The sequence below is a fragment of the Ruegeria sp. CF5 genome (genome assembly GCF_056537325.1).
In genome coordinates, this window is sequence record NZ_JBQFRI010000005.1 from 258,506 (window position 1) to 282,772 (window position 24,267).

Here is a 24,267-nt window from a genome sequence, read left to right on the forward strand (position 1 = left end):
CATGCGGAGCTCGATATTCGTTTTGATGTCATGTCTGGCCGGCAGCGCGCTGGCCGACTGCGCGTCAGAAGCTGAAATTCAGGGGTTTGTATCGGACTATCTGTCCAATACTCCGACATCCGCCCTGATCGCCGATGGCGACATGAACGACGCGTTGTGTACACAAGCCCTGACTATCCAAGCGTTAGAGCCGCATCTAGGGCCGGTGATCGGTTACAAAGCTGGTCTGACAAGCAAACCGGCACAGGAAAGGTTTGGTGCAAGTGAACCGGTTCAGGGCGTGCTGTTTCGGGACATGATGCACAAGGACGGAGCCGAAATCCCCTCGGATTGGGGTGCCCGACCGGTTTTCGAAGCCGACCTGATACTGGTGGTGGGTGACGCGGCCATCAATCAGGCAACCACGCCCGAAGAGGTGATGGCAAATATCGCAGCCATCCGGCCTTTCATCGAGCTTCCCGATCTGATCCTGGCCGAGGATGAGCCGATCACGCCGGTAACGTTGACCGCAATCGGCGTCGCGCCAAAGCTGGGTGTCATTGGGCAGGAAATTCCGGTCACCGACCCGCCCGCGATAACCACCGCACTAGCCGACATGCAGGTAACACTGCGTGCAGCCGATGGTGAGGTTCTGGCACAAGCGCCGGGACGGGCGGTTCTGGGACACCCGGCCAACGCAGTATTGTGGCTGTTGTCCAAGGGCGTCGAATTCAAACCCGGTGATCTCGTCTCGGTCGGGTCATTCGGGCCGCTGTTCCCGCCGGGCAAGGGCAAAGGCGGAGCGTCAGTTACCTATTCCGGTCTGCCCGGTGATCCGACTGTAACCGTCACGTTTGAATGACCCGCTTGTTCAGCGCCGCCCTTCCCGCAGCCACCCGGCCACAAGGAAACCACTTGCCAGCAACAGGACCAGCCAGGGCGGCAGCAATCCGGCCTGGGTGATATCGCGCGTTTCATAAGCTCCGCGCGGTGTCAGACCGATCCAGCCGCGACCCGCAGCGGGCCTGCCTTCGCGGACGTTACGTATCACCGGCACGCCGTCCTCCAACCGGATCACGCCACCGCGCATTCCGGCCAGTACTGGTTTCAGAATGTCGCCGGTCGCAATCGTATTCTCGAACTCTTTCGGAGAGGCGGGTCCAAGACCAATCACCGCTTCGCGTTCGCTATCGCTCAGGCGATAAAGCCCAATTTCAGGGCCATAATATTGGGCTTCGAACCGGCCAGGCGAAACCTCGGCAAGCTCAACTTCCGTTGTTTCACCGTTTGGCCGGGTTACGGTGACGGCGCTGGCTTCGTCGCTCAGGGTCTGGCGGATGATCCGGATGGACTGACCGTTCGCCTCGGCCCACAGCGCCTCTTCCTCCAGTTCGGGCTCTTTCATCATCCAATGTGCCAGACGGCGCAAAAGCTCAAGCTGCGGCCCGCCCCCTTCGAAACCGCGGCTCCACAACCATGCGTGATCCGAGGCCAGCATCGCCACGCGCCCGTCGCCCACCCGGTCCAGGACCAGCAAGGGCCTTTCATCCACTCCGGTCATCAACACCTCGCCCGAACGGTGGTTGACATCGATCTGGCGCAGCCACGCCCCCCACTCGTCCGGGTTGCCCAGATCAGCTGTAACGGGATGACGCTGACCCAGTTCCGTAACCTCGGGGACAAAACGTTCTTCAATCACCCGCGCCGTCGGCTGCGCTGGCAAAATCGGCGCCAGCGGCGAGCGGAAGATACTGTCGGCAGTGGCAAAATCGGGTCCGGAATTGATCAGGACCGCGCCGCCGTCATTGATGTAGTTCGTGACATTGTCCAGATAGATCGCCGGCAGAATGCCACGCCGCTTGTAGCGGTCGAAAATGATCAGATCAAAATCGTCGATCTTTTCCAGAAACAGCTCGCGCGTCGGAAAGGCGATCAGGGACAGTTCGTCCACCGGCACGCCGTCCTGTTTTTCAGGTGGGCGAAGAATGGTGAAATGCACCAGATCCACTGAACTGTCCGACTTCAGCAGATTCCGCCAGGTCCGACCGCCGGGATGCGGCTCGCCAGAGACAAGCAGAACCCGCAACCGGTCCCGCACGCCATTCATCTGTACCAATGCTGAATTGTTGCGGTCGGTCAGCTCGCCATCGGCAACCGGCACCGAGAACTGGATCACATTGCGGCCGCCATGCGGCAGCGCGACCGGCAGCTCCACATCCTGTCCGATGGGAATGGTGAAGCGTTCCGGTTCACCGCCATCCACGGAAATCTCCAGCGGCGCGGTGACTGCGTTGGCCGGTGCGGCACCGCTGTCCTCGACCCGCAGGGTCAGGGTTACCGGCTCGTCGATGATTGCAAAGGCCGGTGCGTTACGGACGATCAGCCTGCGGTCCCAGTCCTCGGACCGCCCGGTGAGCAGCAGATGCATCGGCGCGGGCAGGTTCGGGGCCAGATCGACGTCATGCACCAGCCCGTCGGATACGACAATGACACCGGCGACACGCGCGCGCGGCTCTTCGGCCAGCGCTTCGGTCAGGGCGGACATGATTCTTGTGCCTTCATCCCCCTCGTCGTCACCAACTCTGATACGGCGCAATTCGGTGTTATCGCGTGCCTCGATGACACCGGCCAGCTCTTCGGCGGCTGTCACAGTCTGCGCCGCCCGATCCGACAAAGTCTGACTGGAACTTTCGTCTTCGATCATCAGCACGATGTCGGTCAGCGCCGCCCGATCCTCGACTTGATAAACAGGTCCGGCCAGCGCAGCGATCACGACCACTGCCGCCAGACCGCGCAACGCCCAACCGGACAATCCCCGCCACAGTGCCAGTACAATCCCGGCAACAGCGATCGCCGCTACGATGAAAAGCAGCGGCCAAGCGATCAGCGGATCAAAGATGACGGTTCCGGTCATTGTCCCAACCTGTCCAGCAGGGCGGGCACGTGGACCTGATCGGATTTATAGTTCCCCGTCAGCACATGCATCACCAGATTGACTCCAAATCGGTGGGCCAGCTCGCGCTGCCGCTCACCGGCATAGCCGCGCCCGACCGGCAATAGCGACTGACCGTTCCTGTCCACGGCCCACGCTCCGGCCCAGTCGTTGCCGCCGATCACTACCGGCGTCACGCCGTCGTTCAGATTGCGAAACGGCATCCCTTCGATCTGTTCGGCATCAAGTGGCGCCGCCTCGACCCAGACCTCGTTACCGGCGTGCCGTCCAGGAAAGTCCTGCAACAGGTAAAATGCGCGGGTCAAAACGTGGTCACTGGGGACAGGTTCCAACGGAGGAATGTCCAGCGACGCGGCCAGAGACTGCAGCTTGCGGCCATTCGGGCTGGCCACTCCATAGCTGGCAATATCTGCGTCCCGCGTATCAAACAGAATCATCCCGCCGGACCGCAGATAGGTGTTCAGCCTTGCATAGGCCTCGTCCGATGGTTGCGGCTGATCCGGCGTCACGGGCCAGTAAAGCAGAGGAAAGAACGCAAGTTCATCCCGCTCAAGATCAATGCCAACCGGGTCCGCTGGCTCAACGGACGTGCGGTAGAACAGCGTATCCGACAACCCCTTCAGCCCCGCCAAGGCCACATCATCCACCTGACGGTTGCCGGTCAGAACGTGGGCCAGAACCAGCTCCTGCGTTGACCGGATTGCGAAATCAGCGTCCGCTGCATTCTGTGCCTGCGCATGCGGCGCCATCATTGCCGCGCCCAGCACCATTGCCGCCGCCCGTACGGCACCCAATCGTCCCGACAGGACAAGCGAGGCCAGAATGTCCACAAACAGCAATATCAGTGCAATGCTCAGCAAAACGCCTCCCACCGGAACCTCGCGGTTTGTTTCCTGCCCCTTTACCGGCACGTCAGACGGCCAGGATGCCGCTAGCAGAGCGTCCCGGCCCTGCATGACGTTGACGGCCAACTTCTGGCCTTCGTTTTCGTAAATTCCGGGGCGCAGACCGGGGCCGATGTTACCCTCAACCAGTGTTGATCCGTCCACACCGGCCAGATTACCTGCGTCGGACAACCCGCCAAACCCATCCATGATCTGAGAGGGCACCCAAACGGTTCCCTGCAACTGTGCCTTTTGCTGCTCTTTGGCAGCCGAAGCCACGGCAAGACGGTCCAACATTTCAACGAATAGCCCTGACAACGGCAGGCTCGACCATTCAGCATCCGCCGTAACGTGGAACAGAACAACCTGCCCCAACCCAAGGGACTTGCGCGTCACCAGCGGCGTGCCATCGCTGAGCGAGGCAATCGCCCGATCCGCAAGGTTGGGATCGGGTTGCGCCATGACCTGCGTACTGACCGTCACATCCTCGGGAATATTCAGCCCAAAGAACGGAGAATGCTCGGGGAAGGGTGCCAGACCCTTTGCCTCACCCCAGCTCATGGCGCCGCCAACCGATCTGCCCCCGCCCCGCAGGCGGACGGGAAGCAGAATATTCTCTTCCGAACGGCCCAGATCACTTGCCGCCATGCGAGGACCTGCGAAACGCAGCAACAGACCGCCCTTTTCAACCCATTTGGCAAGCTCGGATTCCTCGAATTCGGACAGAATGACAACGTCAGCCAGCGCAATGACATCCGGGTTAGCGGGCAGAACCTCGGCCAACGATCCGTCAACGAAATCTGCCGTGGGTACGGCAACCTGCTTCAGGTAGTGCAGGGGCGAGAGCAGCTCCAGCCCCTCGCGGTTGCGGCTGCTTCCGATCAAGGCGATTTCCCGGCGTCTGAGGCTGTCATCGGTCAGTGCAACCGCCCCGGCCGAGCGCCGGTTCTGTATCTCAAAGCGCGAAACCCGCGCGCGCAATTCGGATGGCAAGGCTAGCGCCACCTGAGACGTCGCCTCACCTGCAGCGAACTCGGCCTCGGCAAAGTCCAGCGTCCGCATGGTACCGGCAGGATCCGGCCCCAGCGCAAGCAGAGTGAGAGTATCGGCAGATTCGGCCCCGGAACGCAAAACGGTCAGTTGCACGGCCCCGTCCTCGAACCCGGCGGGCAATAGCGCGACCACCGGGTCGGGTGACTGAAACACCGTCACGTTTCCACGAGGCTGCAGTTCCGACAGAATTCTGTCCTGACCGGCATAGTCCAGCGCGTCACTGAACCAATGCGTATCGAACCCGCCCTCGATGCCTTTGATAATGTCCGCCGCCTGTGCGATCTGCGCCTCACCCGGTTGCCATGGTGCGGGAACCAGCCCCGGCAAACGGCTTCGCCAGGCTTCTGCGGACTGAAAAACCGCAGCCTCGGGTTCGCTTAACCGCAGGATCGCCACGGGGCGTTCGGCGCGTCCCGCCTCGGTCAGTTGCGCGTCAATCTGATTGATCGTCGAATACCAATCCGGCGCTCCGGCCCAGCTTGCATCAAGCACCAGCAAAAGCGGGCCGGAACCCACCTGATCCCGCGAAGGATTCAGTACCGGACCGGCAAGGCCGATGATGATCGCCGCAACCGCCAGCATCCGAAGCAGCAGCAGCCACCACGGGGTCCTGTCAGACACGCTCTCATCATCTTTTAGACCCAAAAGCAGGGTGACAGCCGGGAACAGCCTGCGAATAGGCGCCGGAGGCACTGCGCGCAGAATCAGCCAGAGAACGGGCAAGGCGAGCAGCCCCAGCAAAATCCACGGGGCGGAAAACCCGATGCCCGCCAGCACCGTCATCGCGCGCCCCCATCTAGCGCGCGGTAAAGCCACAACAACGCCGCCTGCGCGCTTTCGCCTGTGTGGTGAAGCCCCAACTGCCAGCCAGTTGCGCGGCACAATTGCATCAGGGCATCTTTTCGGCTGGCCAGACGTTCCAGATAACGATCCTGCAAATCACCGGCCTTCAGCGTCTCATGCCGCAGCGAACCGCCGACGCTTTCGAAAATGGTTCGTCCTCTGTAGGGAAAGGTTTCTTCTTCGGGGTCGAGGACCTGCAGCAAAACCCCTTTGACACCCCTGTCAGCGGCTTTGGTCAACGCCAGCTCAACTTCCTGAATATCCCCCAGAAAATCCGAAACAAAAACGGCACGCGCATGGGGAATCATCGCGCGATGCTCGGGCGGGGAATAATCCGCACTTGCATCTTCGGACCAGGCTTCGGCAAGCCGGATGACCTGCGCATTGCCGCGACGGGGTGGCAGAGTGGTTCCGGTCAGCCCAACCCGTTCGCCGCCACGGACCAACAAGATGCCTGTGGCAAGGCCCAGCAGGCGCGCACGATCTGCCTTGGTCGGCAAGGTCTTTGCCGACGAGAACCGCATCGAGGCCCCCTGATCGACCCACAGCATTACGGATTGTGCGATCTGCCATTCGCGCTCACGCACATACTGCTGATCCCCACGCGCCGAACGGCGATGGTCGATCATCCGCTTGCTGTCACCGATCTGCGCCGGGCGGTATTGCCAGAAATCATCGCCCAGCCCGGCACGGCGGCGGCCATGATCACCCAACAGGACTGTTCCGGCCAGATGTTCGGCCCGCGCCAAAAGGGGCGGCAGCCGTGACGCCTCGGCCTCGGATCTTTCGCGAAGGGTCAGCGCGGCATTCACGCCGCAGCCTCGTTCCGGACAAACCCGGCAGCGGTGGTTTCGATGAGATCGGCCAGACTGTCGCCGCGCGCCCGCGCGGCAAAGTTTAGCGCCATCCTGTGGCTAAGTACCGGCCGTGCCATATCCAGAACATCCTCGGCATTCGGGGCCAGACGCCCCTGCAGCATCGCCCGCGCGCGCACCGTCATCATCAGCGCCTGCGCCGCGCGGGGTCCGGGACCCCAGGCAACCGTTTCCGCAACACGCTCGGACACGCCGGCCTCTTCCGGGCGGAAGGCGCGTACCAGATCCAGAATGAGTTCGACCACCGATTCACCCACCGGCATCCGACGCAGCAGAACCTGAGCGGCCAGCAATTCTTGTTTGGTGAAAATCTGATTGGCCTGTTCTTCCTCGACCCCGGTCGTGGCGATCAGAATATCCCGTTCGGTCTGCCGGTCTGGGTAATCCACGTCAATCTGCACCAGAAAGCGGTCAAGCTGCGCCTCGGGCAGGGGATATGTCCCTTCCTGCTCGATCGGGTTCTGGGTGGCCAGAACGTGAAACGGCACCCCGAGCGAGCGATCCTCGCCCGCGACCGTCACCGTGCGTTCCTGCATCGCCTGCAACAACGCCGACTGCGTTCGCGGGCTGGCGCGGTTGATTTCATCCGCCATAAGCAGCTCACAAAAGATCGGGCCGGGGATAAAGCGGAAATGACGGCTGCCATCCTCAGCCGTATCCAGAACCTCGGACCCCAGAATATCGGCAGGCATCAGGTCAGGTGTGAACTGGATGCGATTGCCGTGAAGCCCCATTACCGTCGACAGCGTTTCGACCAGCCGGGTCTTGCCAAGACCGGGCAATCCGATCAACAGGGCGTGCCCGCCGCACAGCAGCGCGGTCAGGGTCAGATCAACGACCCGCTCCTGCCCGATAAACCTGCTGGTAATCGAAGTTTTGGCCTGTTGCAGCTTTTCTTCCAGCGCTTCGATCTCTGCAACGAGGTCGGCGGGTTCGGTCATGACTTTCCCTTCCGTGCACATGTATGATTGAAGTGTATCGCGTTGAGAGGAAATGGCAAAAGCAATGAGCGGACAAAATCCTGTGACACCTTCGCCCGACGGTCTTGTGACCTCGGTAAAAGCCGCCAAATCCAAGGGTTTGCCGCCCGTTCACCTGTGGAATCCTCCGTTTTGTGGCGATCTGGACATGCGGATCGCCAAAGATGGCACTTGGTACTATATGGGGTCGCCCATCAACCGGTTCGAACTGGTTCGGCTGTTTTCATCCATTCTTAAGAAAGAAAACGGCAAGTACTTTCTTGTTACGCCGGTTGAAAAGGTGGGAATCACCGTCGAAGACGCGCCCTTTGTTGCCGTCGATTTCGACATTTCCGGCGAGGGTTCGGCTCAAATCATTACTTTCACAACACATGTCGGTGACACGGCCATTGCAGGGCCGGAACACCCCATTCGAATTGTCATCGATACCGAAACAGCTGAGCCGTCCCCCTACGTATTGATCCGCAGTGACTTGGAAGCGCGCATCGACAGAAAGAGTTTCTATCGTCTGGTGGAAATCGGCACACATCACGAAGGCTGGTTTGGTGTCTGGTCGTCGGAACAGTTTTTTCCGTTCATGCCATCGGGTGAACTCGACGCCATCTAGGCGGTTTGCTCGGGCCTGCTGTCCTGCGCCAGCACAACACCCAAGGCGACAATTCCCGCGCCCAGCGCGCGGGTCCAGCTCCACTCATCCCCCAGCATGACCATGATCACCATCACATAAAATGGCGCGATGTTCATATGAAAGGATGCGACCGCCACGCCGAGTTTCCCGATGGACGAGATGAACAGCATCTGACTGAGGCCCACAGCAACCAGCGCATAGATCGCCAGCATCCCTGCCTGATGCAGGTCAAAGGACTTGGCCGGGCGAATGGTCATTCCTATTTTCCCCGCACCAAACAGCAACAGCCCTGCAACCACCAAACCACCAAGCATCGTGATCGTCGTCCGGCCCATCTGGCTGAGGTCGGGGAAATCCCGGGCTGTGGCGAGGCTGGACCAGCAAAAGCAACAGGTCGACAATACCGCGCAAACCGCCCCCAGACCCAGCTGGGCAGGGGCAATGGCGTTGGTCGCGATCAAACCGCCAACGACCGAAGCCAGTAATCCAAAGGCAAAATTCCGTGTCATCCGGCGGGTGCCCGATACCTGCTCAAGAATGGTTGCTATCAGTGGGGCGCATGAGAGTATGATCGCCACGGTAACCGGATCGGTCAGTTTCTGCGCCAGCAGCAGCAGAACGGTGCCTACACCCATTCCGACGCCACCAACCAAAACCGCGTGCCGCCACCGGGCGTTCAGTATGCGGGCCGGGCCGTCAATCAGGAACCAGATCGGAAACATGACACAGGCAGCCAGGGCAAGCCGTGCCACGTTCAGCGCCAAGGGTGGCCAGCTTTGCAACAGAACTTCGACCGCCGGAAACCCCACGGCCCAAGTCAGCATCGAAGCAACCGCCAACGCGTTGCCGGATCTGACAGCGGGCCGCCCGTAAGGCGCAGAAATAGCGCCCCCGCCGACGGGTTCCGGGCTCATGGCCATAGGTGCTTTTCCTCAAGTAGTTGCAGCGACACGGAAATGATTCGCCACATGTTGCCAGCGTCGCGTGTTTCCGGGTGTTGATCTGGCCGGTTTTCGACAACCTGTCGTTTTCAGTCCCTTTCGCAGCAATCCCCGGCTGTTTATTGTTCGCGCAGTCACAGAAAGTTCGCAGATGCCCCGCTTTGCCGCCAATATTTCCCTGCTGTTTCAGGAGTTGCCATATCAGGACCGATTTCAGGCGTCGGCAGATGCGGGTTTTGAAGCGGTAGAGATTCTGTTTCCGTATGACGTTGTCGCCAAGGAAACGCACCGCGCCCTGATAGCCAGCGGGCTGGACCTGGTACTGATCAACGCGCCACCTCCGAACTATGCAGGTGGCACACCGGGCTATGCGGCGGTTCCGGGTGGCGAGGAGCGATTTCAATCCGATATCCGGCGGGTGTTGCGCTATGCCGAGGTTCTGCGCCCGGATCTGATTCACCTGATGTCAGGTTATCAAACCGGGCAGGATGCGCGGGACACTTTTGTGCAAAACCTGCAATGGGCTGCGGATACGGCTCCGCAGCAACGGTTCACCATCGAACCGCTTAACCCGATATCTCAGCCCGACTACTTCCTAAACGATTATGATCTGGCGGCAGAGGTTCTGGATCAGGTGAACCGCCCGAATGTTGGCCTGCAATACGACAGTTTTCATGCCCGGATGATCCACGGAGACGCCCATGCCATCTGGGAACGCTTTTGCGCCCGGGTCTTTCATGTCCAGATTGGTTCAGCACCTCACCGATCCGAACCCGGACAAGACCCGACAGACTTTCCCGCCCTCTTTGAAGCCATCGACGCCAGCGGCTATTCCGGATGGATCAGCGCGGAATACTCCCCATCGACACCCCAAACAGCCGAGTCGCTGGAATGGATGCGATGGTGACCGATTGGCACTGGATTTCACATCTCGAATATCGCATATGACATCCAACATGCTAAGGAAGACCTGAATGATCCCCGCCCGCTTTGCTCCTGCCCTGTTCGGATTCATCATGTCCGGGATGATGTCCTGCATTGTGACCGGTATCGCAACGCTCAAGGCCATCGGGTTCGGGCCAAGCACACTTGGCGACTGGATGGCGTCGTGGGCGTTCTGCTGGCCCATCGCCTTTACCGTCATCCTTATCGCAAGCCCGGTGGTCCGCCGTCTGGTTGCGCGACTGGTCAGGCCCGAGGCCTGACCTGCCGCAAAGATGGCCCACCGGGCCTGATGAGCGGCGCGCCCGTCAATGGGCCTCGGCCCAGTTGGCACCCCGCCCTGCATCAACAACAAGCTTCACATCCAGTTTTACAGCCGGATCAGCAGCGCCTTCCATGACATCCCGCGCAATTTCTATGGTCTGATTCACAGCCCCTTCGGCAACCTCGAACAACAGTTCGTCATGCACCTGCAGCAGCATCTTGGCAGGTTGGCCGTTGATCGCATCCGGCATCCGCACCATTGCGCGCCGGATCACATCCGCCGCAGTGCCCTGAATCGGCGCGTTGATTGCGGCCCTGCGCGCAAACCCGGCATGGGGCCCCTTGGCATTGATCTCAGGCGTGTGGATTTTCCGCCCGAACAGGGTCTGCACATAACCGTGCTCTTTCGCAAAGGCGATGGTGTCGTCCATGTAACGCCGAATACCCGGGAACCGTTCGAAATAGCGGTCGATGAACCCCTGGGCCTCGGCCCGCGGAATACGCAGGTTGCGTGCCAGACCAAAACCCGAAATTCCGTAGATCACACCAAAATTGATCGCCTTGGCCTGACGGCGAATATCCGGCGTCATTTCGTCCAGCGGCACATCAAACATCTCGGACGCGGTCATCGCGTGAATGTCCAACCCATCGGAAAACGCCTGCTTCAGAGCCGGAATATCGGCAATATGGGCCAGAATCCGCAGCTCGATCTGGCTGTAATCGAGGCTGAGCATCACATTTCCCGGCTCGGCAATAAACGCCTCGCGGATGCGCCGCCCTTCCTCGGTGCGGACCGGAATATTTTGCAGGTTCGGGTCGGTCGAGGCCAGACGCCCCGTGTTGGCGCCGGTGATCGAATAAGACGTATGCACCCGGCCCGTATCCGGATTGATATGCGTCTGAAGCGCATCCGTATAAGTCGATTTCAGCTTGGACAACTGCCGCCAGTCCAGCACCCGACGTGGCAGTTCATGCTCGGTCGCCAGGTCCTCAAGAATATCCGCCCCGGTCGAATACTTGCCGGTCTTGCCCTTCTTGCCGCCTTCCAGACCCATCTTGTCGAAAAGGATCTCACCCAGCTGCGCGGGCGAGCCAACATTGAAGTTCTCACCGGCCAGTTCGTGAATATCAGCCTCTAACCCGGCCATTTTTTGCGCGAATGCGTTGGACATGCGGCTTAGCACATCGCGGTCGACCTTGATGCCGTGCATCTCCATCTCGGCCAGCACCGGTACCAGCGGACGTTCGAGCGTCTCATAAACAGTCGTCACCTGAACCTTATGCAGCTGCGGTTTGAACAGCTTCCACAGCCGTAGGGTGATATCCGCGTCCTCGGCAGCATAGGCGGTCGCCTCATCAATCGGCACCTTGTCAAAGGTGATAGCAGATTTGCCGGATCCCAGCAGCGGTTTGATCGGGATAGGTGTATGGCTCAGATAGCGCTCGGACAGGGTATCCATGCCATGCCCGTGCTCACCCCCGTGCATCGCATAAGACATCAGCATCGTGTCATCGATGGGCGCGACATTCACCCCGTACCGCGCAAAAATCTTGGCATCGTACTTCATGTTCTGCCCGATCTTCAGGATCGACGGGTCTTCGAACATTGGTTTCAGCAGTGTCAAAGCCTCATCCAGAGGCATCTGCCCCTCGGCCAGCGCATCCGAACCGAACAGGTCCTCAGTTGCACTCTGACGATGAATCAGCGGTATATAGCAGGCCTCACCCGGCTCGACACATAGTGAAATACCAACCAACTCGGCGATCATTTCGTTCAAACCGGTGGTTTCGGTGTCCACTGCGACCCAGCCACGCTCATAAGCCTGATCGATCCATTTCTGCAGCGCAGCCGCATCCCGCACGCATTCATATTTGGACGCGTCGAACGGGATCGCATCAGCCTCGGGCTCGACAACAGCGGCGGGCGCTTCAGGGATAACTGGCGACTCAACGCCGAGTTTATCAGCCATCCGCTTGGTCAGGGTGCGGAACTCCATCTCGGCCAAAAAACTCATCAAGGTGTCTGGCTCGGGGTCTTTCACCTCAAGATCATCCAGTGTGAAGTCCAGCGGCGTTTGCTCATCCAATTGCACCAGCTTTTTCGACAGCTCGATCTGGTCGCGCTTTTCGATCAGGGTCTGGCGGCGTTTGGGCTGTTTGATTTCCTCAGCCCGGTCCAGCAGGGTTTCCAGATCGCCATATTCGTTGATCAGCAAGGCCGCCGTCTTGATCCCGATCCCCGGCGCACCCGGCACGTTATCGACGCTGTCCCCGGCCAGCGCCTGCACGTCGACAACACGTTCCGGACCCACACCGAACTTTTCGAACACGCCATCCCGGTCGATACGCTTGTTCTTCATCGCGTCCAGCATTTCCACGCCGTCACCGACCAGCTGCATCAGGTCCTTGTCAGAGCTGACGATGGTCACACGGCCGCCTGCATCCCGCGCCTGAACCGCCAGCGTTGCGATGATGTCATCGGCCTCATACCCTTCCAGCTCTTTGCAGGCGATGTTAAAGGCTTTGGTCGCCTCGCGGGTCAGCGGCATCTGCGGGCGCAAGTCTTCAGGCATCGCCTCGCGATTGGCCTTGTACTGATCGTAAAGATCGTTGCGGAACGTGTGCGAACCCTTGTCAAAGATCACCGCCACATGCGTCGGCGCGTCCGGCCCGGAATTGTCCTCGACGTATTTCTGCAGCATGTTGCAAAAGCCAGACACGGCCCCGATCGGCAACCCGTCCGACTTTCGCGTCAAAGGCGGCAAGGCGTGATAGGCGCGAAAGATAAAGGCCGAACCGTCGATCAGATGCAGATGGCATCCTTTTCCGAAATTCTGCGACATGAAAACCTCACTCCGTTTGCGCCTGCACAGTTGTGCCATGACGCGCCCGCGCCTGCCAGCCGCCATTTATCAGCAACCGGTTTCTTCTTCTCATTCAAAATACGGAAATTCCGACGGCACCTGCCTTGCGGAGCCTTCCGGCAACTATGCTAGGCGTCCGCCTGACGCCCGGCCAGAACGTATTTGCAGTCACAATACGGGCACTCGACCCAGCCTTCGTCCTCGGGGATCTGCAACCAGACACGCGGATGACCCAATGCACCTTCTCCGCCGTCACAGGCAATGCGGCTGTTTTCGACGATCCTGGTTTCCGGCGCTTCGATAGTCATCGCTGGCGATCCTTCCTGAGTTGTCGGCCCGGCGGGCGTGTATTAGATGCGTTTATGAGCGATGAGCAAACCGGGGGCAAGGGCAACAAATGACCGATGCGGCGATCAGGATCAAAGGGCTGAACAAGACCTATCGCGGTAGCAAGGGTCAACCTGAAAAACATGCGCTCAAAGGGATCGATCTGACCGTACCGCGCGGTTCTGTTTTTGGACTGTTGGGGCCGAACGGCGCAGGTAAATCGACACTCATCAACATTCTGGCGGGGCTGGTTGTCAAAACATCGGGCAATGTGGCGATCTGGGGATTTGATCAGGATCGGAACCCACGCCGGTCGCGGGCAGCTATTGGTGTGATGCCGCAGGAGCTGAACCTTGATCCGTTCTTCACACCCCGCGGCGCGTTGGAGGTTCAGGCCGGGCTTTACGGCGTTCCGAAATCCGCGCGGCGCAGTGATGAAATACTTGAACTGGTGGGCCTCAGCGACAAGGCCGATGCCTATGCCCGCACCCTGTCCGGCGGAATGCGGCGGCGATTGCTGCTGGCCAAGGCACTGGTACATCATCCGAAAGTTCTGGTTCTGGACGAACCCACAGCTGGCGTCGATATCGAACTGCGCCAGATGCTCTGGACCAACGTCCGCAAGCTGAACGAACAGGGAATGACCATCATCCTGACCACCCATTATCTGGAAGAAGCGCAAGAGATGTGCGACGAGATCGCCATCATCAATCAGGGTGAAAAGATCGCGCAGGACAGCACCGCCAACCTGCTGAGCCGCATGGATAGCCGGACCATGGTGATAATCCCGGACAGCCCCGTATCGGATCTGCCCGTGGCTGAGGGTGTCGAGGCCACGCTGAACGAAGATGGCAATCTGATCCTGCGGTATCGCAGCGCACAGACCAGCGCCGAGCAGGTTCTGGAATCTGTCCGTCAGGCGGGCATCCGCATCCGCGACGTCCGCACCGAAGAAGCGGATCTGGAGGACATTTTTCTGGCCCTCACCTCGACACAGGCGGACACCCCGGCAGACGATCAGGATCAGCCGCGCCGGGGCATGCACAGGGTCAGGCTTTAGGCCCGGTCGATTCTCGCCTGGTAGCAATTGTTCCGGGATGAACGGACGTGGATATAGCTCACGTCAGCACGAGCAAAGATGTCGCTGACCTTTGCTTCAATCCGATCAGTGGGCGTGATCGCACCAGTGCCATAGACGATCCGATCATCCGGTCCGTATCCCTTAATCAGATAATCCGGGGATGAGGTCAGAATCTCGGGCAATGCTTCGCCCTCATACCGCTCACACGGCGCGGCACACAGAAAGATCGGACCGGTTTCGGCGTACGGATGTGTCTCTAAAAAGGGCCGATGTGCCAATATCAGCATCTCGTCACCCTCGGGAATGTTCTGCAGACAGTGGCGGCAAGGGTTACCTGCCCCTTTTGAGACAGCACGTTCCGGCGTTGCGCCATAGGCGTCCGGGCCACCGGCCTGAAGGGCACGTACATCTTCGGTGGATAAGGCAGTGATCTTGAACATCTCGGGTCTCCTGTTTTGCCCTGAACATGCCCGCCACCCCACATTCAGGCGACCCGTTTCATGCGCAATGGCGTAAAGGACTCGAAAAAGAACAAAACGTGAATATAATATGGAATCGCCATGTATGCCGAACTGTCGATCACGTCGAATTTCACCTTCCTCACCGGGGCCTCGCACCCCGAGGAGTATATGGAGCGTGCCGTTACCCTGGGCCTCCCCGCTATTGCGATTGCCGATGACAACTCGGTCGCCGGAATCGTCCGCGCCCATACCCAAGGGCGCGAGATTGCCCGCAAGGTCCGCGAGCGGCTGGAGTGGGAGGCGCAGAATACCACCATCGGCCCACCCTGCCCCGATCACATCCCGAAACCACTCTCGTACCCGGTCCACGCGGTGCCCCGCCTGATCCCGGCGGCGCGGCTGATTTTCACCGACGCGCCCACCGTCACCGCCCTGCCCCTGAACCGGCAGGGCTGGGCCAACCTGTGCCGCATCCTGTCCACGGGTCGCCTGCGCGCCGAGAAAGGCGATTGCATCCTGCACCTGTCGGACCTGATGGAGTTTTCCGACGGTCTCCACCTGCTGCTCTGGCCACAGGCGGCCCGGTCTCCGGGCGGCGCGGTCGCATGGCGGACACAGGCGCAACAACTGACGCGCCGCTTTGCCGGGCGGATGCATCTGTTGATGCACCCCCGGTATGATGGCGCCGATACCACATATTTCCCTTTGTTAGAGACGGAATCAAAACAGCTGAACATCCCCACCCTCGCCAGCGCGACGCCGCTGATGCATCACGGTGCCCGCCGCAAGCTGGGTGATGTGCTGACCGCCATCCGCCTGCGCCGCAAGGTGGATGAACTGGGCCGCGAGGCGCTGGCCAATGGTGAACAGCGCCTGCGGTCCGAGGGTGAAATGCTACGTATCTTCAAAGGTCACGAAGGCGCCGTTGCCCGCGCCCACGCGCTCAGCGAACAGCTTACATTCTCGCTCGACGAGTTGCGTTATGAATACCCCAGCGAGGGCAATGAGCAGGAAACCCCGACCCAGCGCCTGCAGCGCCTGGCCCATGAAGGGTTGAAATGGCGTTATCCGGCGGGCGCGTCGGAAAAGGCAAAAAAGATGCTGGCGCATGAGCTCGCCCTGATCGGCAAGCTGAAATATGAACCCTATTTTCTGACCGTCCGCGACATCGTTCATTTCGCCCGCTCGCGCGGCATCCTGTGTCAGGGGCGCGGGTCGGCGGCCAATTCGGTGGTCTGCTTCTGCCTCGGCATCACCGAAGTCAGCCCCGAGATGGGCACCATGGTCTTTGAACGCTTTGTCTCCGAGGCGCGCGATGAGCCACCCGATATCGATGTCGACTTCGAACATGAACGCCGCGAAGAGGTGATCCAGCACATCTACGACCGCTATGGGCGGGAACGCGCGGGCCTCTGCGCGACGGTCGTGCATTACCGCGGCAAGCGTGCCATCCGCGAGGTCGGCCGCGCCATGGGCCTGACCGAAGATACCATCTCGGCGCTGTCCTCCCAACTCTGGGGCTTTTTCTCGGCTGCCGGGCTTGAGGCCGAACGGATGCGCGAAATTGGCCTCGATCCCGAAGATCGCCGCCTGAAACAGACTCTGACACTGGTCTATGAGATCGACGGCTTCCCCCGCCACCTGTCTCAGCATGTGGGCGGTTTCATCATCACCGAAGGGCGGTTGGACGAGCTGGTCCCCATCGAAAACGCCACCATGGAGGGCCGCACAGTCATTTGCTGGGACAAGGACGACATCGACTCGCTTGGCATCCTCAAGGTCGATGTCCTCAGCCTCGGGATGCTGACCTGTATCCGCAAGGCGTTCGATCTGATCGGCCAGCACCACCAGACCCAATATACGTTGGCCACCCTGCCGCCCGAGGACCCGCAGGTTTATGACATGCTGTGCAAGGCCGACAGTATTGGCGTGTTTCAGGTGGAATCACGGGCGCAAATGAATTTCCTGCCCCGCATGAGGCCGCGCAAATTCTACGATCTGGTGATCGAGGTCGCCATCATCCGCCCCGGCCCCATTCAGGGGGACATGGTGCACCCTTATATCCGGCGACGGAATGGCGAAGAACCGGTTGTTTTCCCCTCGGACGCATTGGGCGAGGTGCTGGGCAAAACCATGGGTGTGCCGCTGTTTCAGGAACAGGCGATGCAGATCGCCATTGTCGGCGCGGGCTTTACCGCCGAACAGGCCGACCGGCTGCGTCGCTCGCTGGCAACCTTCAAGAAGCACGGCAATGTCAGCGAGTTCCGCGCCCTGTTCCTGCGCGGCATGAAGCGCAACGGCTATGACAACGACTTTGCCGAACGCTGTTTTTCGCAGATCGAAGGCTTCGGGTCTTATGGCTTCCCCGAAAGTCACGCCGCCAGCTTTGCGCTGCTGGTCTATGCCTCGGCCTGGATCAAATGCCACCATCCGGGCATCTTCGCCTGCGCGCTGCTGAATTCACAGCCGATGGGGTTCTATGCCCCGGCCCAGATCGTGCGCGATGCGCGCGAACATGGGGTGCAGATCCGCCCGGTCTGCATCAACGCCAGCTATTGGGACAACGTGATGGAGCCTGACGGGCGCGGTGGTCTGGCCCTGCGTCTGGGGTTCCGGCAGATCAAGGGCCTGCGCGCAGAGGATGCCGAATGGCTGACCGCCGCACGGGGCAATGGATATATGCAGGTCGACGATATCTGGCGCCGCGCCGGTCTTGGTCCGGCAGTGATTGAGCGTTTGGCCGAGGCGGATGCCTTTGCCACCTGCGGCCTGACCCGGCGCGAGGCATTGTGGCAGGCCAAGGCGATTGCCACAGCCAGACCCCTGCCACTTTTTGCGCAGGATCTGGAAGGCGAAGCGCTGGACGAGCCTGCGGCCTACCTGCCGCAGATGTCTCTGGGCGAGCAGGTCGTCGAGGATTATGTTGCCACGCGCCTCAGCCTCAAGGCGCATCCGGTGGCATTGCTCAGGCATCTGCTGACGCCGGATGCCGCATAACAGCAGATTTGAGCTTCAGGTCGCGATAAGTCCGAATACCAAACCGATTCCAGACGTTCTGGCAATTTTGGCAAGTGGTTGCGCTAAAGGCGGTTCACCCCCGGGCGGGCAAGGGGTAGAAGTCTGCTCAGAGCAGTTTCCGGAGTAAGAATATGACCGCCCCCAAGCCCGTTGTCCTGTGCATTCTCGATGGCTGGGGATTGTCGGATGCGACCAAAGCCAATGCACCATTATTGGCAAATACACCGACCTTTGACGCCATCATGGCAAACGGCCCACATGCACGGCTGATCACGCATGGGCCGGATGTGGGCCTGCCGACCGGGCAAATGGGAAATTCCGAGGTCGGCCACACCAATATCGGCGCGGGTCGCGTGGTTGCGATGGATCTGGGTCAGATCGATCTGGCGATCGAGGACGGATCGTTTTTCGACAACAACACGCTTGTGGACTTTATCGACAGGGTCAAAGAATCGGGCGGCACAGCTCATCTGATGGGGCTGGTTTCTGACGGCGGTGTACACGGCCATATCGATCACATCGTCGCTGCAGCAAAGGCCATCACGCAGGCCGGAATACCCGTTGCGCTACATGCAATCACAGATGGGCGGGACGTGGCGCCGAAATCTGCCTACAGCTATTTTGCCGAGCTTGAGGAACGCTTGCCGGAAGGTGCCCGTGTCGTTTCCGTCATCGGACGGTATTTCGCCATGGATCGGGACAACCGATGGGAACGTGTGGGCGAAGCCTATGAAGCGATGGTCAAGGGTGAGGGCCGCAAGGTCAGCACAGCGCATTCGGCCGTGGACCACGCCTATAACCAGTCGGAAACCGATGAATTCATCGCCCCGACCGTTCTGGCCGGTTACGACGGTATGAAGGACGGTGATGGCCTGTTCTGCCTGAACTTTCGCGCCGACCGTGCCCGCGAGATTCTGCGCGCCATAGGCGAGCCGGATTTTTCGGAATTTGACACCGGTCCGCGCCCAAGGCTGGCAGCGCTGCTTGGGATGGTGGAATATTCAGCCGGACACAATGCCTATATGACAACCGTCTTTCCGAAGCGCGAGATCGTCAACACGCTGGGTGCCTGGGTCGCGAAACAGGGTCGACACCAGTTCCGGCTTGCCGAGACCGAAAAATACCCGCATGTGACGTTCTTTCTGAACGGCGGCAAGGAAGAGCCCGAAGAAGGCGAAGACCGATATATGCCGAAATCGCCCAAGGTTGCGACCTATGACCTGCAACCGGAAATGTCGGCGGCGCAGGTAACCGACAAATTCGTCAAAGCGATTGAGGACGGATATGACCTGATCGTAACCAACTATGCCAATCCCGATATGGTTGGCCATACGGGTGATCTGGATGCGGCGATCAAGGCCTGTGAAGCCGTTGATCAGGGTCTGACACAGGTGGTTTCTGCATTGAAGGCAGCGGGCGGGGCCATGATAGTCACCGCCGATCACGGCAATTGCGAGATGATGATCGACCCCGAAACCGGTGGCCCGCATACCGCGCATACGCTGAATCCGGTACCGGTCGCATTGGTTGGCGGCCCTCAGGGTGCAAGCCTGCGGGATGGGCGGTTGTCAGATCTGGCGCCTACCATTCTGGACCTCATGGACCTGCCTCAGCCACCGGAAATGACCGGTCAGAGCCTGTTGGGATGAAGCTGCGCGCGACTTTTGCTGCTGCGCTTTTGTGGTTGGCGCCTGCCGCCGCCAAGGCCGATGTCACGCAGGCCGCACTGGATGCGGCACAAATGCTCGAGGAGGCCTCGGTTTCCCTGACCGAGGCCGAAGGCGCTCGGGACCGGGTACGCGCCCTGACTGCAACCGTTCAGGCCTATGAGGCCGGATTGGCCGCGATGCGCGAAGGGTTGCGCAAGGCGGCAACGCGCGAAGCCGAGCTGACCGCGGAATTGAGGGCCCGGGAAACAGACATCTCACAGTTGTTGGGCGTTCTGCAAACCATCGAAACCACCGCGCCGCCGGTTCTGATGCTGCATCCGTCGGGCCCACTGGGCGCGGCGCGTACCGGCATGATGCTGGCCGAGGTCACGCCGGGTCTCAATGCGCGGACGCAGGCGCTTGCCGATGATCTGCAAGAGGTCCAGACGCTGCGGCAGCTTCAGCAAAGTGCGGCGAATACACTGACCGAAGGGCTGACTGGTGTACAAACGGCACGATCCGAACTGAGCAAGGCCATCGCCGACCGGACGGATTTGCCGCAGCGGTTCGTGGAAGACCCGGTTCGCACGGCTATTCTGATCTCGTCCACCGAAACTCTGGACGGCTTTGCCAGCGGTCTGTCCGAAATTTCCGGCACTGACATCGCCGAAACCAACGCCGATATCTCCAGTTTGCGAGGGCAGATCGACCTGCCTGTTCAGGGCGTTCTGCTGCATCGCTTTGGCGGCACCGACGCGGCCGGCGTGACCCGCCCTGGGCTGGTGCTGGGTGTCCGGCCCCGTTCGCTGGTGGTATCGCCAACCGCCGCAACCATACGCTATCGCGGTCCGCTGCTTGATCTTGGCAATGTCGTCATTCTTGAACCACAGCCCGATCTGCTGTTCATTTTTTCCGGGCTGAGCGAAGTCTTTGGCGAGCCGGGACAGGTTATCCCAAAAGGCAGCCCTGTGGGCCTGATGGCGGGTGAGACTCCGGAAATCGGCGCAATTCTGTCAACAAGCGGTGATGGCACTGGAACAAACCGGTCAGAAACGCTCTATATAGAGGTGAGAGAGGGCAACAGCCCTGCGGACCCGGAAACTTGGTTCCGAACGGACAAGGATGGATAGACGAGCATGAAGAAATTTGTGATGGCCGGTCTGGCCGGAACCGTGGCGGGCATAATCGCCACCACTCAGATTGCCGGTCCTTTGCTGGCGCAAGAGGCGGAAAGCAAGGCTACCGTGTATGAGCAGCTGGATCTGTTCGGCGACATCTTCGAACGCATCCGCGCGCAATACGTGGAAGAGGTCGAGTCGGATGAACTGATCGAAGCTGCGATTGACGGCATGCTGACATCACTTGATCCGCACTCAAGCTATCTGTCGCCGGATGACGCGGAACAGATGCGTGTGCAGACACGCGGCGAGTTCGGAGGACTGGGCATCGAGGTCACTCAGGAAGACGGCTTTGTAAAGGTCGTCTCACCCATTGACGACACTCCTGCGGACGAGGCGGGTATCGAAGCCGGAGATTTCATTACCCACGTGGATGGCGAGAGCATTCTGGGTCTCACACTAGACAAGGCGGTTGACCTGATGCGCGGGCCGGTTGGGTCGGAAATCATCATCACCGTGGTTCGTGAAGGCGAACAGGACCCGTTCGACGTCACCATCATCCGTGACACGATCAAACTGACGGCCGTCCGGGCGCGTACGGAAGGCACCAGCGTGGTGCTGCGCGTGACAACCTTCAACGATCAGACCTACCCGAACCTCAAGGAAGGTCTGGAAAAGCAGATCGAAGAGGCCGGTGGCATCGACAAGGTAAACGGCGTCGTTCTGGACCTGCGCAACAATCCGGGCGGCTTGCTGACTCAGGCGATCAAGGTCTCGGATGCGTTTCTTGACGAGGGTGAGATCGTGTCGACCCGTGGCCGCAACCCCGAAGACGGCGAGCGGTTCAACGCAACCGACGGTGATCTGGCCAACGGCAAACCAATTGTCGTCTTGATCAATGGCGGGTCTGCCTCGGCTTCGGAAATTGTTGCTGGTGCGTTGCAGGACCATCATCGGGCCATCGTTGTCGGCACCAAGAGCTTTGGCAAAGGGTCCGTTCAGACGGTTATGCCCCTGCGCGGAGACGGCGCCATGCGACTGACCACGTCGCGGTATTACACGCCGTCGGGGCGCTCGATTCAGGCGCTTGGCGTCAGCCCCGACATCGTTGTCGAACAACCGCGCCGTCAGCCTGAAACCGAGGAAGAGGAAGAATCAAACGCCCGCAGCCGTTCCGAGGCGGACCTGCGTGGCCGTCTGAACAACGACAGCCTGAGCGAAGATGAAATTCGCCAGATCGAGGAAGATCGCGCCAAAGCCGAAGCCACTGCAGAACTGCGTGAGCAGGATTATCAGTTGGCCTATGCGATTGATATCCTCAAGGGATTGTCGGCCTTCAACCCTGCGGCCCCGGCACGCTCGCAATAAAATGAAGTGGGGCCGTCTATCTGGCGGCCCCTTCTACGCCTCGACTTTGTGAAGCTTTTCTTCGTCAAGCATCAACGAAAAGATCACTCCGATTCCAACTGAAATCGTTGCAAACACAAAGGCCATGTTCATGCCGCTGTCGAAGGCGGCGTTGATGGCGCTGCGGATTTTTTCGGTTTCCTGCGGTCCAAGCTTTTCCAGAACCGCCTGCGCCGATTTTGTCGCTAGGGTTCCGCCATTGATCGCCCGTTGTTCGGCATCAGACAGATTGATGTTTTCGGCTGCAAGTTCATCGCGCAGGCTTATCAGGCTGACCATATACATGATTGCCGTTGCCACAGCGACCGCGATCGCGCCGTAAACAAGGTGAACCATAAAGCTCAGCCCGCCCACTAGTCCGGCGCGTTCAGGCTTGACCGCACAGACCGCGGCGGTCCCCGAAGGCCCGACTGTCAGCGTTGCACCAAGCCCGATCAAAGCCATGCCGGGCAGGATCTGGAAATACCCCAGCGAACTGGGCATCAGAACCACGCTCAGAGAACCGACGGTCGCTATGATATACCCCCAGAACAACAACCGTTTTGGACCGAAGTCGTTATAAAGCGTGCCGGAAAGAATGGACCCGACCGCCAGCAGCAAGGTCAGGGGCGCCAGCCCAAGGGCCGACTCAAAGGTCGACCAGCCCAGAGATTTCTGCATGTATTGCGGGAAATACAATAGCGCGATGTAGGCGGCCGGCACGTTCACGGCGTTCAGCGCCAGAGTGATCCTGAACTCACGATTCTGCATCATCTGCGGCAGTATCAGCGGCTCGGCCACGCGTTTCTCGACCTTTGGAAACAGGACAAACAACGCTGCGCTAACGCCGAACAGCGCCATCAGCGGCAGTGACGTCCAACCCCAGTCGGCACCGACATCCAACCCGTATAGCAGGCACAGAACGGCCAGTGACAGAACGGCCATACCCGCAAAGTCGATATGTTCGCCTTTTTTGTGGTCTTTTTCCCGAGCCATCAGCAGCCGCACGGTCACCATCGACACGACCGAGAAAATGACGTTGGCCACAAAAAACAGCCGCCAGTCGCCAAGATTGACGACCGCGCCGCTGATCATCGGGCCAAAGACATTGCCGCTGGTGACACCGGCCAGGATCAACCCCATCACCAATGCGCGATGTTCCGGCTTTGCCACTTTGGTGGCTCCGAAAGCCAAAGTACAGGGCCAGACGCACCCCGCCCCGATCCCTTGCAAGGCACGCGCGGCAATCAGTACGTCCAGACTGGGCGAAACAAGACAGATCACCGAGGCTGTCAGAAAGATCAAAAGCCCGATCATCAGAACCCTGCGGTGGCCGTACATGTCGCCAAGCCGCCCGCCAGCGACCATCGTCATCGCAAAGAACAGCGCATAGATGTTCAGGACCCACTGAGTACTGGTGATGTCCGCATCGAACGCGTTTTCGATGGCAGGTATCAGCAGCAAGGCACCCGTGAAATCGATCCCGATCCCAAAAGCGGTCACCATCAAGGCGATGACCTTGGTGATGCTGCTGCGGTCCATTTGGTCACTCTTGAATATAGGTTTGTTCTATTGGTGCCTTATCGAGCGCAAAAAAGATAGGAAAATCAGGAACGTTTCGCGGAAATGCAATCAGTTGCCGCGTGACTAGTCGTCGCTTTCCCGGCAATGCCGCCGGAATGCGCGTTTCAGCATGTCCAGTTCAGCGCGCAGCAATTCAACCTCGGCCCTCAGGTCATGTTCCACCACAGAGCCTGCGATCAGAGTGAAATCGCCAAGTTTGATGTCAGCGCTCTGATCATGGATGACGACCGTATGTACCCCGTCAGCCACGGCGGCAAGCGGAACGGGAATGCGCAGCAACCATCCATTATCCAGTTCAGAAAGCTCGATGCCTTCCACATCCTGATCCAGATAGCACACCCTGAGATCCGGCTTGTCCTGCCCGCTCAGGTGGCCTTCCCATATTCCGTTTTCAAAACGAACAGCGCTCAGATTTGGTTGTGTCATTCCAGAACACC

19 protein-coding genes are annotated in these 24,267 nt (G+C 59.8%); 9 read left to right on the forward strand and 10 right to left on the reverse strand.

What is annotated here, in order from left to right:
• Position 1 precedes the first annotated feature (1 nt).
• Positions 2-841, forward strand: coding sequence for a 2-keto-4-pentenoate hydratase (locus ACR0NW_RS14265; RefSeq protein ID WP_480450880.1), 840 nt, complete (start codon positions 2-4; stop codon positions 839-841).
• Positions 842-850: 9 nt separating this feature from the next.
• On the opposite strand, the gene ACR0NW_RS14270 is transcribed toward ACR0NW_RS14265, so the two are convergent.
• From ACR0NW_RS14270 to ACR0NW_RS14285, 4 genes are read right to left on the reverse strand one after another with little or no spacing between them, the layout of a single operon-like run.
• Positions 851-2,893, reverse strand: a complete 2,043-nt coding sequence (locus ACR0NW_RS14270) for a hypothetical protein (protein ID WP_480450881.1) — start codon at positions 2,891-2,893, stop codon at positions 851-853.
• Complete coding sequence (locus tag ACR0NW_RS14275) at positions 2,890-5,652, reverse strand: DUF4159 domain-containing protein (RefSeq protein ID WP_480450883.1); 2,763 nt, start codon at positions 5,650-5,652, stop codon at positions 2,890-2,892. The genes ACR0NW_RS14270 and ACR0NW_RS14275 overlap by 4 nt, the downstream gene beginning before the upstream one ends.
• A complete protein-coding gene (locus tag ACR0NW_RS14280) occupies positions 5,649-6,524 on the reverse strand; it encodes a DUF58 domain-containing protein (RefSeq protein ID WP_480450884.1) in 876 nt (291 codons plus the stop codon). Before ACR0NW_RS14280 ends, ACR0NW_RS14275 begins: the two co-directional genes overlap by 4 nt.
• Complete coding sequence (locus ACR0NW_RS14285; RefSeq protein ID WP_480450886.1) at positions 6,521-7,528, reverse strand: AAA family ATPase; 1,008 nt, start codon at positions 7,526-7,528, stop codon at positions 6,521-6,523. Before ACR0NW_RS14285 ends, ACR0NW_RS14280 begins: the two co-directional genes overlap by 4 nt.
• 64 nt (positions 7,529-7,592) lie before the next feature.
• Here ACR0NW_RS14285 and ACR0NW_RS14290 point away from each other — a divergent pair, with 64 nt between their 5' ends.
• Positions 7,593-8,174 carry a DUF1285 domain-containing protein gene (locus ACR0NW_RS14290; RefSeq protein WP_480450887.1) on the forward strand — a complete coding sequence of 194 codons (582 nt, stop codon included), beginning with the start codon at positions 7,593-7,595 and terminating at the stop codon, positions 8,172-8,174.
• Here ACR0NW_RS14290 and ACR0NW_RS14295 read toward each other — a convergent pair.
• Positions 8,171-9,115 (reverse strand): DMT family transporter, encoded by a 945-nt coding sequence (locus ACR0NW_RS14295; RefSeq protein WP_480450889.1) that lies wholly within the window; start codon positions 9,113-9,115, stop codon positions 8,171-8,173. The two genes, ACR0NW_RS14290 and ACR0NW_RS14295, sit on opposite strands and share 4 nt — an antisense overlap.
• Positions 9,116-9,287: 172 nt before the next feature.
• Here ACR0NW_RS14295 and ACR0NW_RS14300 point away from each other — a divergent pair, with 172 nt between their 5' ends.
• On the forward strand, positions 9,288-10,043 hold the full coding sequence (locus tag ACR0NW_RS14300; RefSeq protein WP_480450891.1) for a hydroxypyruvate isomerase family protein: 756 nt from the start codon (positions 9,288-9,290) through the stop codon (positions 10,041-10,043).
• 67 nt (positions 10,044-10,110) lie between these two features.
• On the forward strand, positions 10,111-10,341 hold the full coding sequence (locus ACR0NW_RS14305; RefSeq protein WP_170653555.1) for a DUF2798 domain-containing protein: 231 nt from the start codon (positions 10,111-10,113) through the stop codon (positions 10,339-10,341).
• Positions 10,342-10,386: 45 nt separating this feature from the next.
• Here ACR0NW_RS14305 and polA read toward each other — a convergent pair whose 3' ends face one another.
• Positions 10,387-13,185: a DNA polymerase I gene (gene polA / locus ACR0NW_RS14310; RefSeq protein WP_480450892.1), complete on the reverse strand. Its 2,799-nt coding sequence runs from the start codon at positions 13,183-13,185 to the stop codon at positions 10,387-10,389.
• A 149-nt stretch (positions 13,186-13,334) separates the two neighbouring features.
• Positions 13,335-13,514 carry a zinc-finger domain-containing protein gene (locus ACR0NW_RS14315; RefSeq protein WP_480450894.1) on the reverse strand — a complete coding sequence of 60 codons (180 nt, stop codon included), beginning with the start codon at positions 13,512-13,514 and terminating at the stop codon, positions 13,335-13,337.
• An 89-nt stretch (positions 13,515-13,603) separates the two neighbouring features.
• Here ACR0NW_RS14315 and ACR0NW_RS14320 point away from each other — a divergent pair, with 89 nt between their 5' ends.
• On the forward strand, positions 13,604-14,593 hold the full coding sequence (locus ACR0NW_RS14320; RefSeq protein WP_480450896.1) for an ABC transporter ATP-binding protein: 990 nt from the start codon (positions 13,604-13,606) through the stop codon (positions 14,591-14,593).
• On the opposite strand, the gene ACR0NW_RS14325 is transcribed toward ACR0NW_RS14320, so the two are convergent.
• Positions 14,590-15,054, reverse strand: coding sequence for a DUF1203 domain-containing protein (locus ACR0NW_RS14325; RefSeq protein ID WP_480450898.1), 465 nt, complete (start codon positions 15,052-15,054; stop codon positions 14,590-14,592). The genes ACR0NW_RS14320 and ACR0NW_RS14325 overlap by 4 nt on opposite strands.
• A gap of 120 nt (positions 15,055-15,174) precedes the next feature.
• On the opposite strand from ACR0NW_RS14325, the gene ACR0NW_RS14330 reads away from it, so the two are divergent.
• From ACR0NW_RS14330 to ACR0NW_RS14345, 4 genes are all read left to right on the forward strand, one after another.
• Positions 15,175-18,072, forward strand: coding sequence for an error-prone DNA polymerase (locus tag ACR0NW_RS14330; protein WP_480450899.1), 2,898 nt, complete (start codon positions 15,175-15,177; stop codon positions 18,070-18,072).
• Between the two features lie 152 nt (positions 18,073-18,224).
• Positions 18,225-19,742: a 2,3-bisphosphoglycerate-independent phosphoglycerate mutase gene (gpmI, locus tag ACR0NW_RS14335; protein ID WP_480450901.1), complete on the forward strand. Its 1,518-nt coding sequence runs from the start codon at positions 18,225-18,227 to the stop codon at positions 19,740-19,742.
• Positions 19,739-20,872 (forward strand): murein hydrolase activator EnvC family protein, encoded by a 1,134-nt coding sequence (locus tag ACR0NW_RS14340; RefSeq protein ID WP_480450902.1) that lies wholly within the window; start codon positions 19,739-19,741, stop codon positions 20,870-20,872. The genes gpmI and ACR0NW_RS14340 overlap by 4 nt, the downstream gene beginning before the upstream one ends.
• A gap of 6 nt (positions 20,873-20,878) precedes the next feature.
• A complete protein-coding gene (locus ACR0NW_RS14345; RefSeq protein WP_170653538.1) occupies positions 20,879-22,228 on the forward strand; it encodes a S41 family peptidase in 1,350 nt (449 codons plus the stop codon).
• Positions 22,229-22,261: 33 nt separating this feature from the next.
• Here the strand turns inward: ACR0NW_RS14345 and ACR0NW_RS14350 are convergent, their stop codons facing one another.
• The gene (locus ACR0NW_RS14350; protein WP_480450904.1) at positions 22,262-23,788 is read right to left on the reverse strand and encodes an MFS transporter; all 1,527 of its coding nucleotides are present in this window, start codon (positions 23,786-23,788) and stop codon (positions 22,262-22,264) included.
• Between the two features lie 105 nt (positions 23,789-23,893).
• On the reverse strand, positions 23,894-24,256 hold the full coding sequence (locus tag ACR0NW_RS14355) for a hypothetical protein (protein WP_480450905.1): 363 nt from the start codon (positions 24,254-24,256) through the stop codon (positions 23,894-23,896).
• Between the last annotated feature and the right edge of the window lie 11 nt (positions 24,257-24,267).

Bases quoted from the DNA above. Each gene is read 5' to 3' on its own strand.
- ACR0NW_RS14350 (WP_480450904.1), bottom strand. From the start codon at position 23,788: ATGGACCGCAGCAGCATCACCAAGGTCATCGCCTTGATGGTGACCGCT.
- ACR0NW_RS14290 (WP_480450887.1), top strand. From the start codon at position 7,593: ATGAGCGGACAAAATCCTGTGACACCTTCGCCCGACGGTCTTGTGACC.
- polA (WP_480450892.1), bottom strand. From the start codon at position 13,185: ATGTCGCAGAATTTCGGAAAAGGATGCCATCTGCATCTGATCGACGGT.
- ACR0NW_RS14275 (WP_480450883.1), bottom strand. From the start codon at position 5,652: ATGACGGTGCTGGCGGGCATCGGGTTTTCCGCCCCGTGGATTTTGCTG.
- gpmI (WP_480450901.1), top strand. From the start codon at position 18,225: ATGACCGCCCCCAAGCCCGTTGTCCTGTGCATTCTCGATGGCTGGGGA.
- ACR0NW_RS14300 (WP_480450891.1), top strand. From the start codon at position 9,288: ATGCCCCGCTTTGCCGCCAATATTTCCCTGCTGTTTCAGGAGTTGCCA.
- ACR0NW_RS14285 (WP_480450886.1), bottom strand. From the start codon at position 7,528: ATGACCGAACCCGCCGACCTCGTTGCAGAGATCGAAGCGCTGGAAGAA.
- ACR0NW_RS14270 (WP_480450881.1), bottom strand. From the start codon at position 2,893: ATGACCGGAACCGTCATCTTTGATCCGCTGATCGCTTGGCCGCTGCTT.
- ACR0NW_RS14345 (WP_170653538.1), top strand. From the start codon at position 20,879: ATGAAGAAATTTGTGATGGCCGGTCTGGCCGGAACCGTGGCGGGCATA.
- ACR0NW_RS14320 (WP_480450896.1), top strand. From the start codon at position 13,604: ATGACCGATGCGGCGATCAGGATCAAAGGGCTGAACAAGACCTATCGC.
- ACR0NW_RS14265 (WP_480450880.1), top strand. From the start codon at position 2: ATGCGGAGCTCGATATTCGTTTTGATGTCATGTCTGGCCGGCAGCGCG.
- ACR0NW_RS14340 (WP_480450902.1), top strand. From the start codon at position 19,739: ATGAAGCTGCGCGCGACTTTTGCTGCTGCGCTTTTGTGGTTGGCGCCT.
- ACR0NW_RS14315 (WP_480450894.1), bottom strand. From the start codon at position 13,514: ATGACTATCGAAGCGCCGGAAACCAGGATCGTCGAAAACAGCCGCATT.
- ACR0NW_RS14295 (WP_480450889.1), bottom strand. From the start codon at position 9,115: ATGGCCATGAGCCCGGAACCCGTCGGCGGGGGCGCTATTTCTGCGCCT.
- ACR0NW_RS14330 (WP_480450899.1), top strand. From the start codon at position 15,175: ATGTATGCCGAACTGTCGATCACGTCGAATTTCACCTTCCTCACCGGG.
- ACR0NW_RS14355 (WP_480450905.1), bottom strand. From the start codon at position 24,256: ATGACACAACCAAATCTGAGCGCTGTTCGTTTTGAAAACGGAATATGG.
- ACR0NW_RS14325 (WP_480450898.1), bottom strand. From the start codon at position 15,054: ATGTTCAAGATCACTGCCTTATCCACCGAAGATGTACGTGCCCTTCAG.
- ACR0NW_RS14305 (WP_170653555.1), top strand. From the start codon at position 10,111: ATGATCCCCGCCCGCTTTGCTCCTGCCCTGTTCGGATTCATCATGTCC.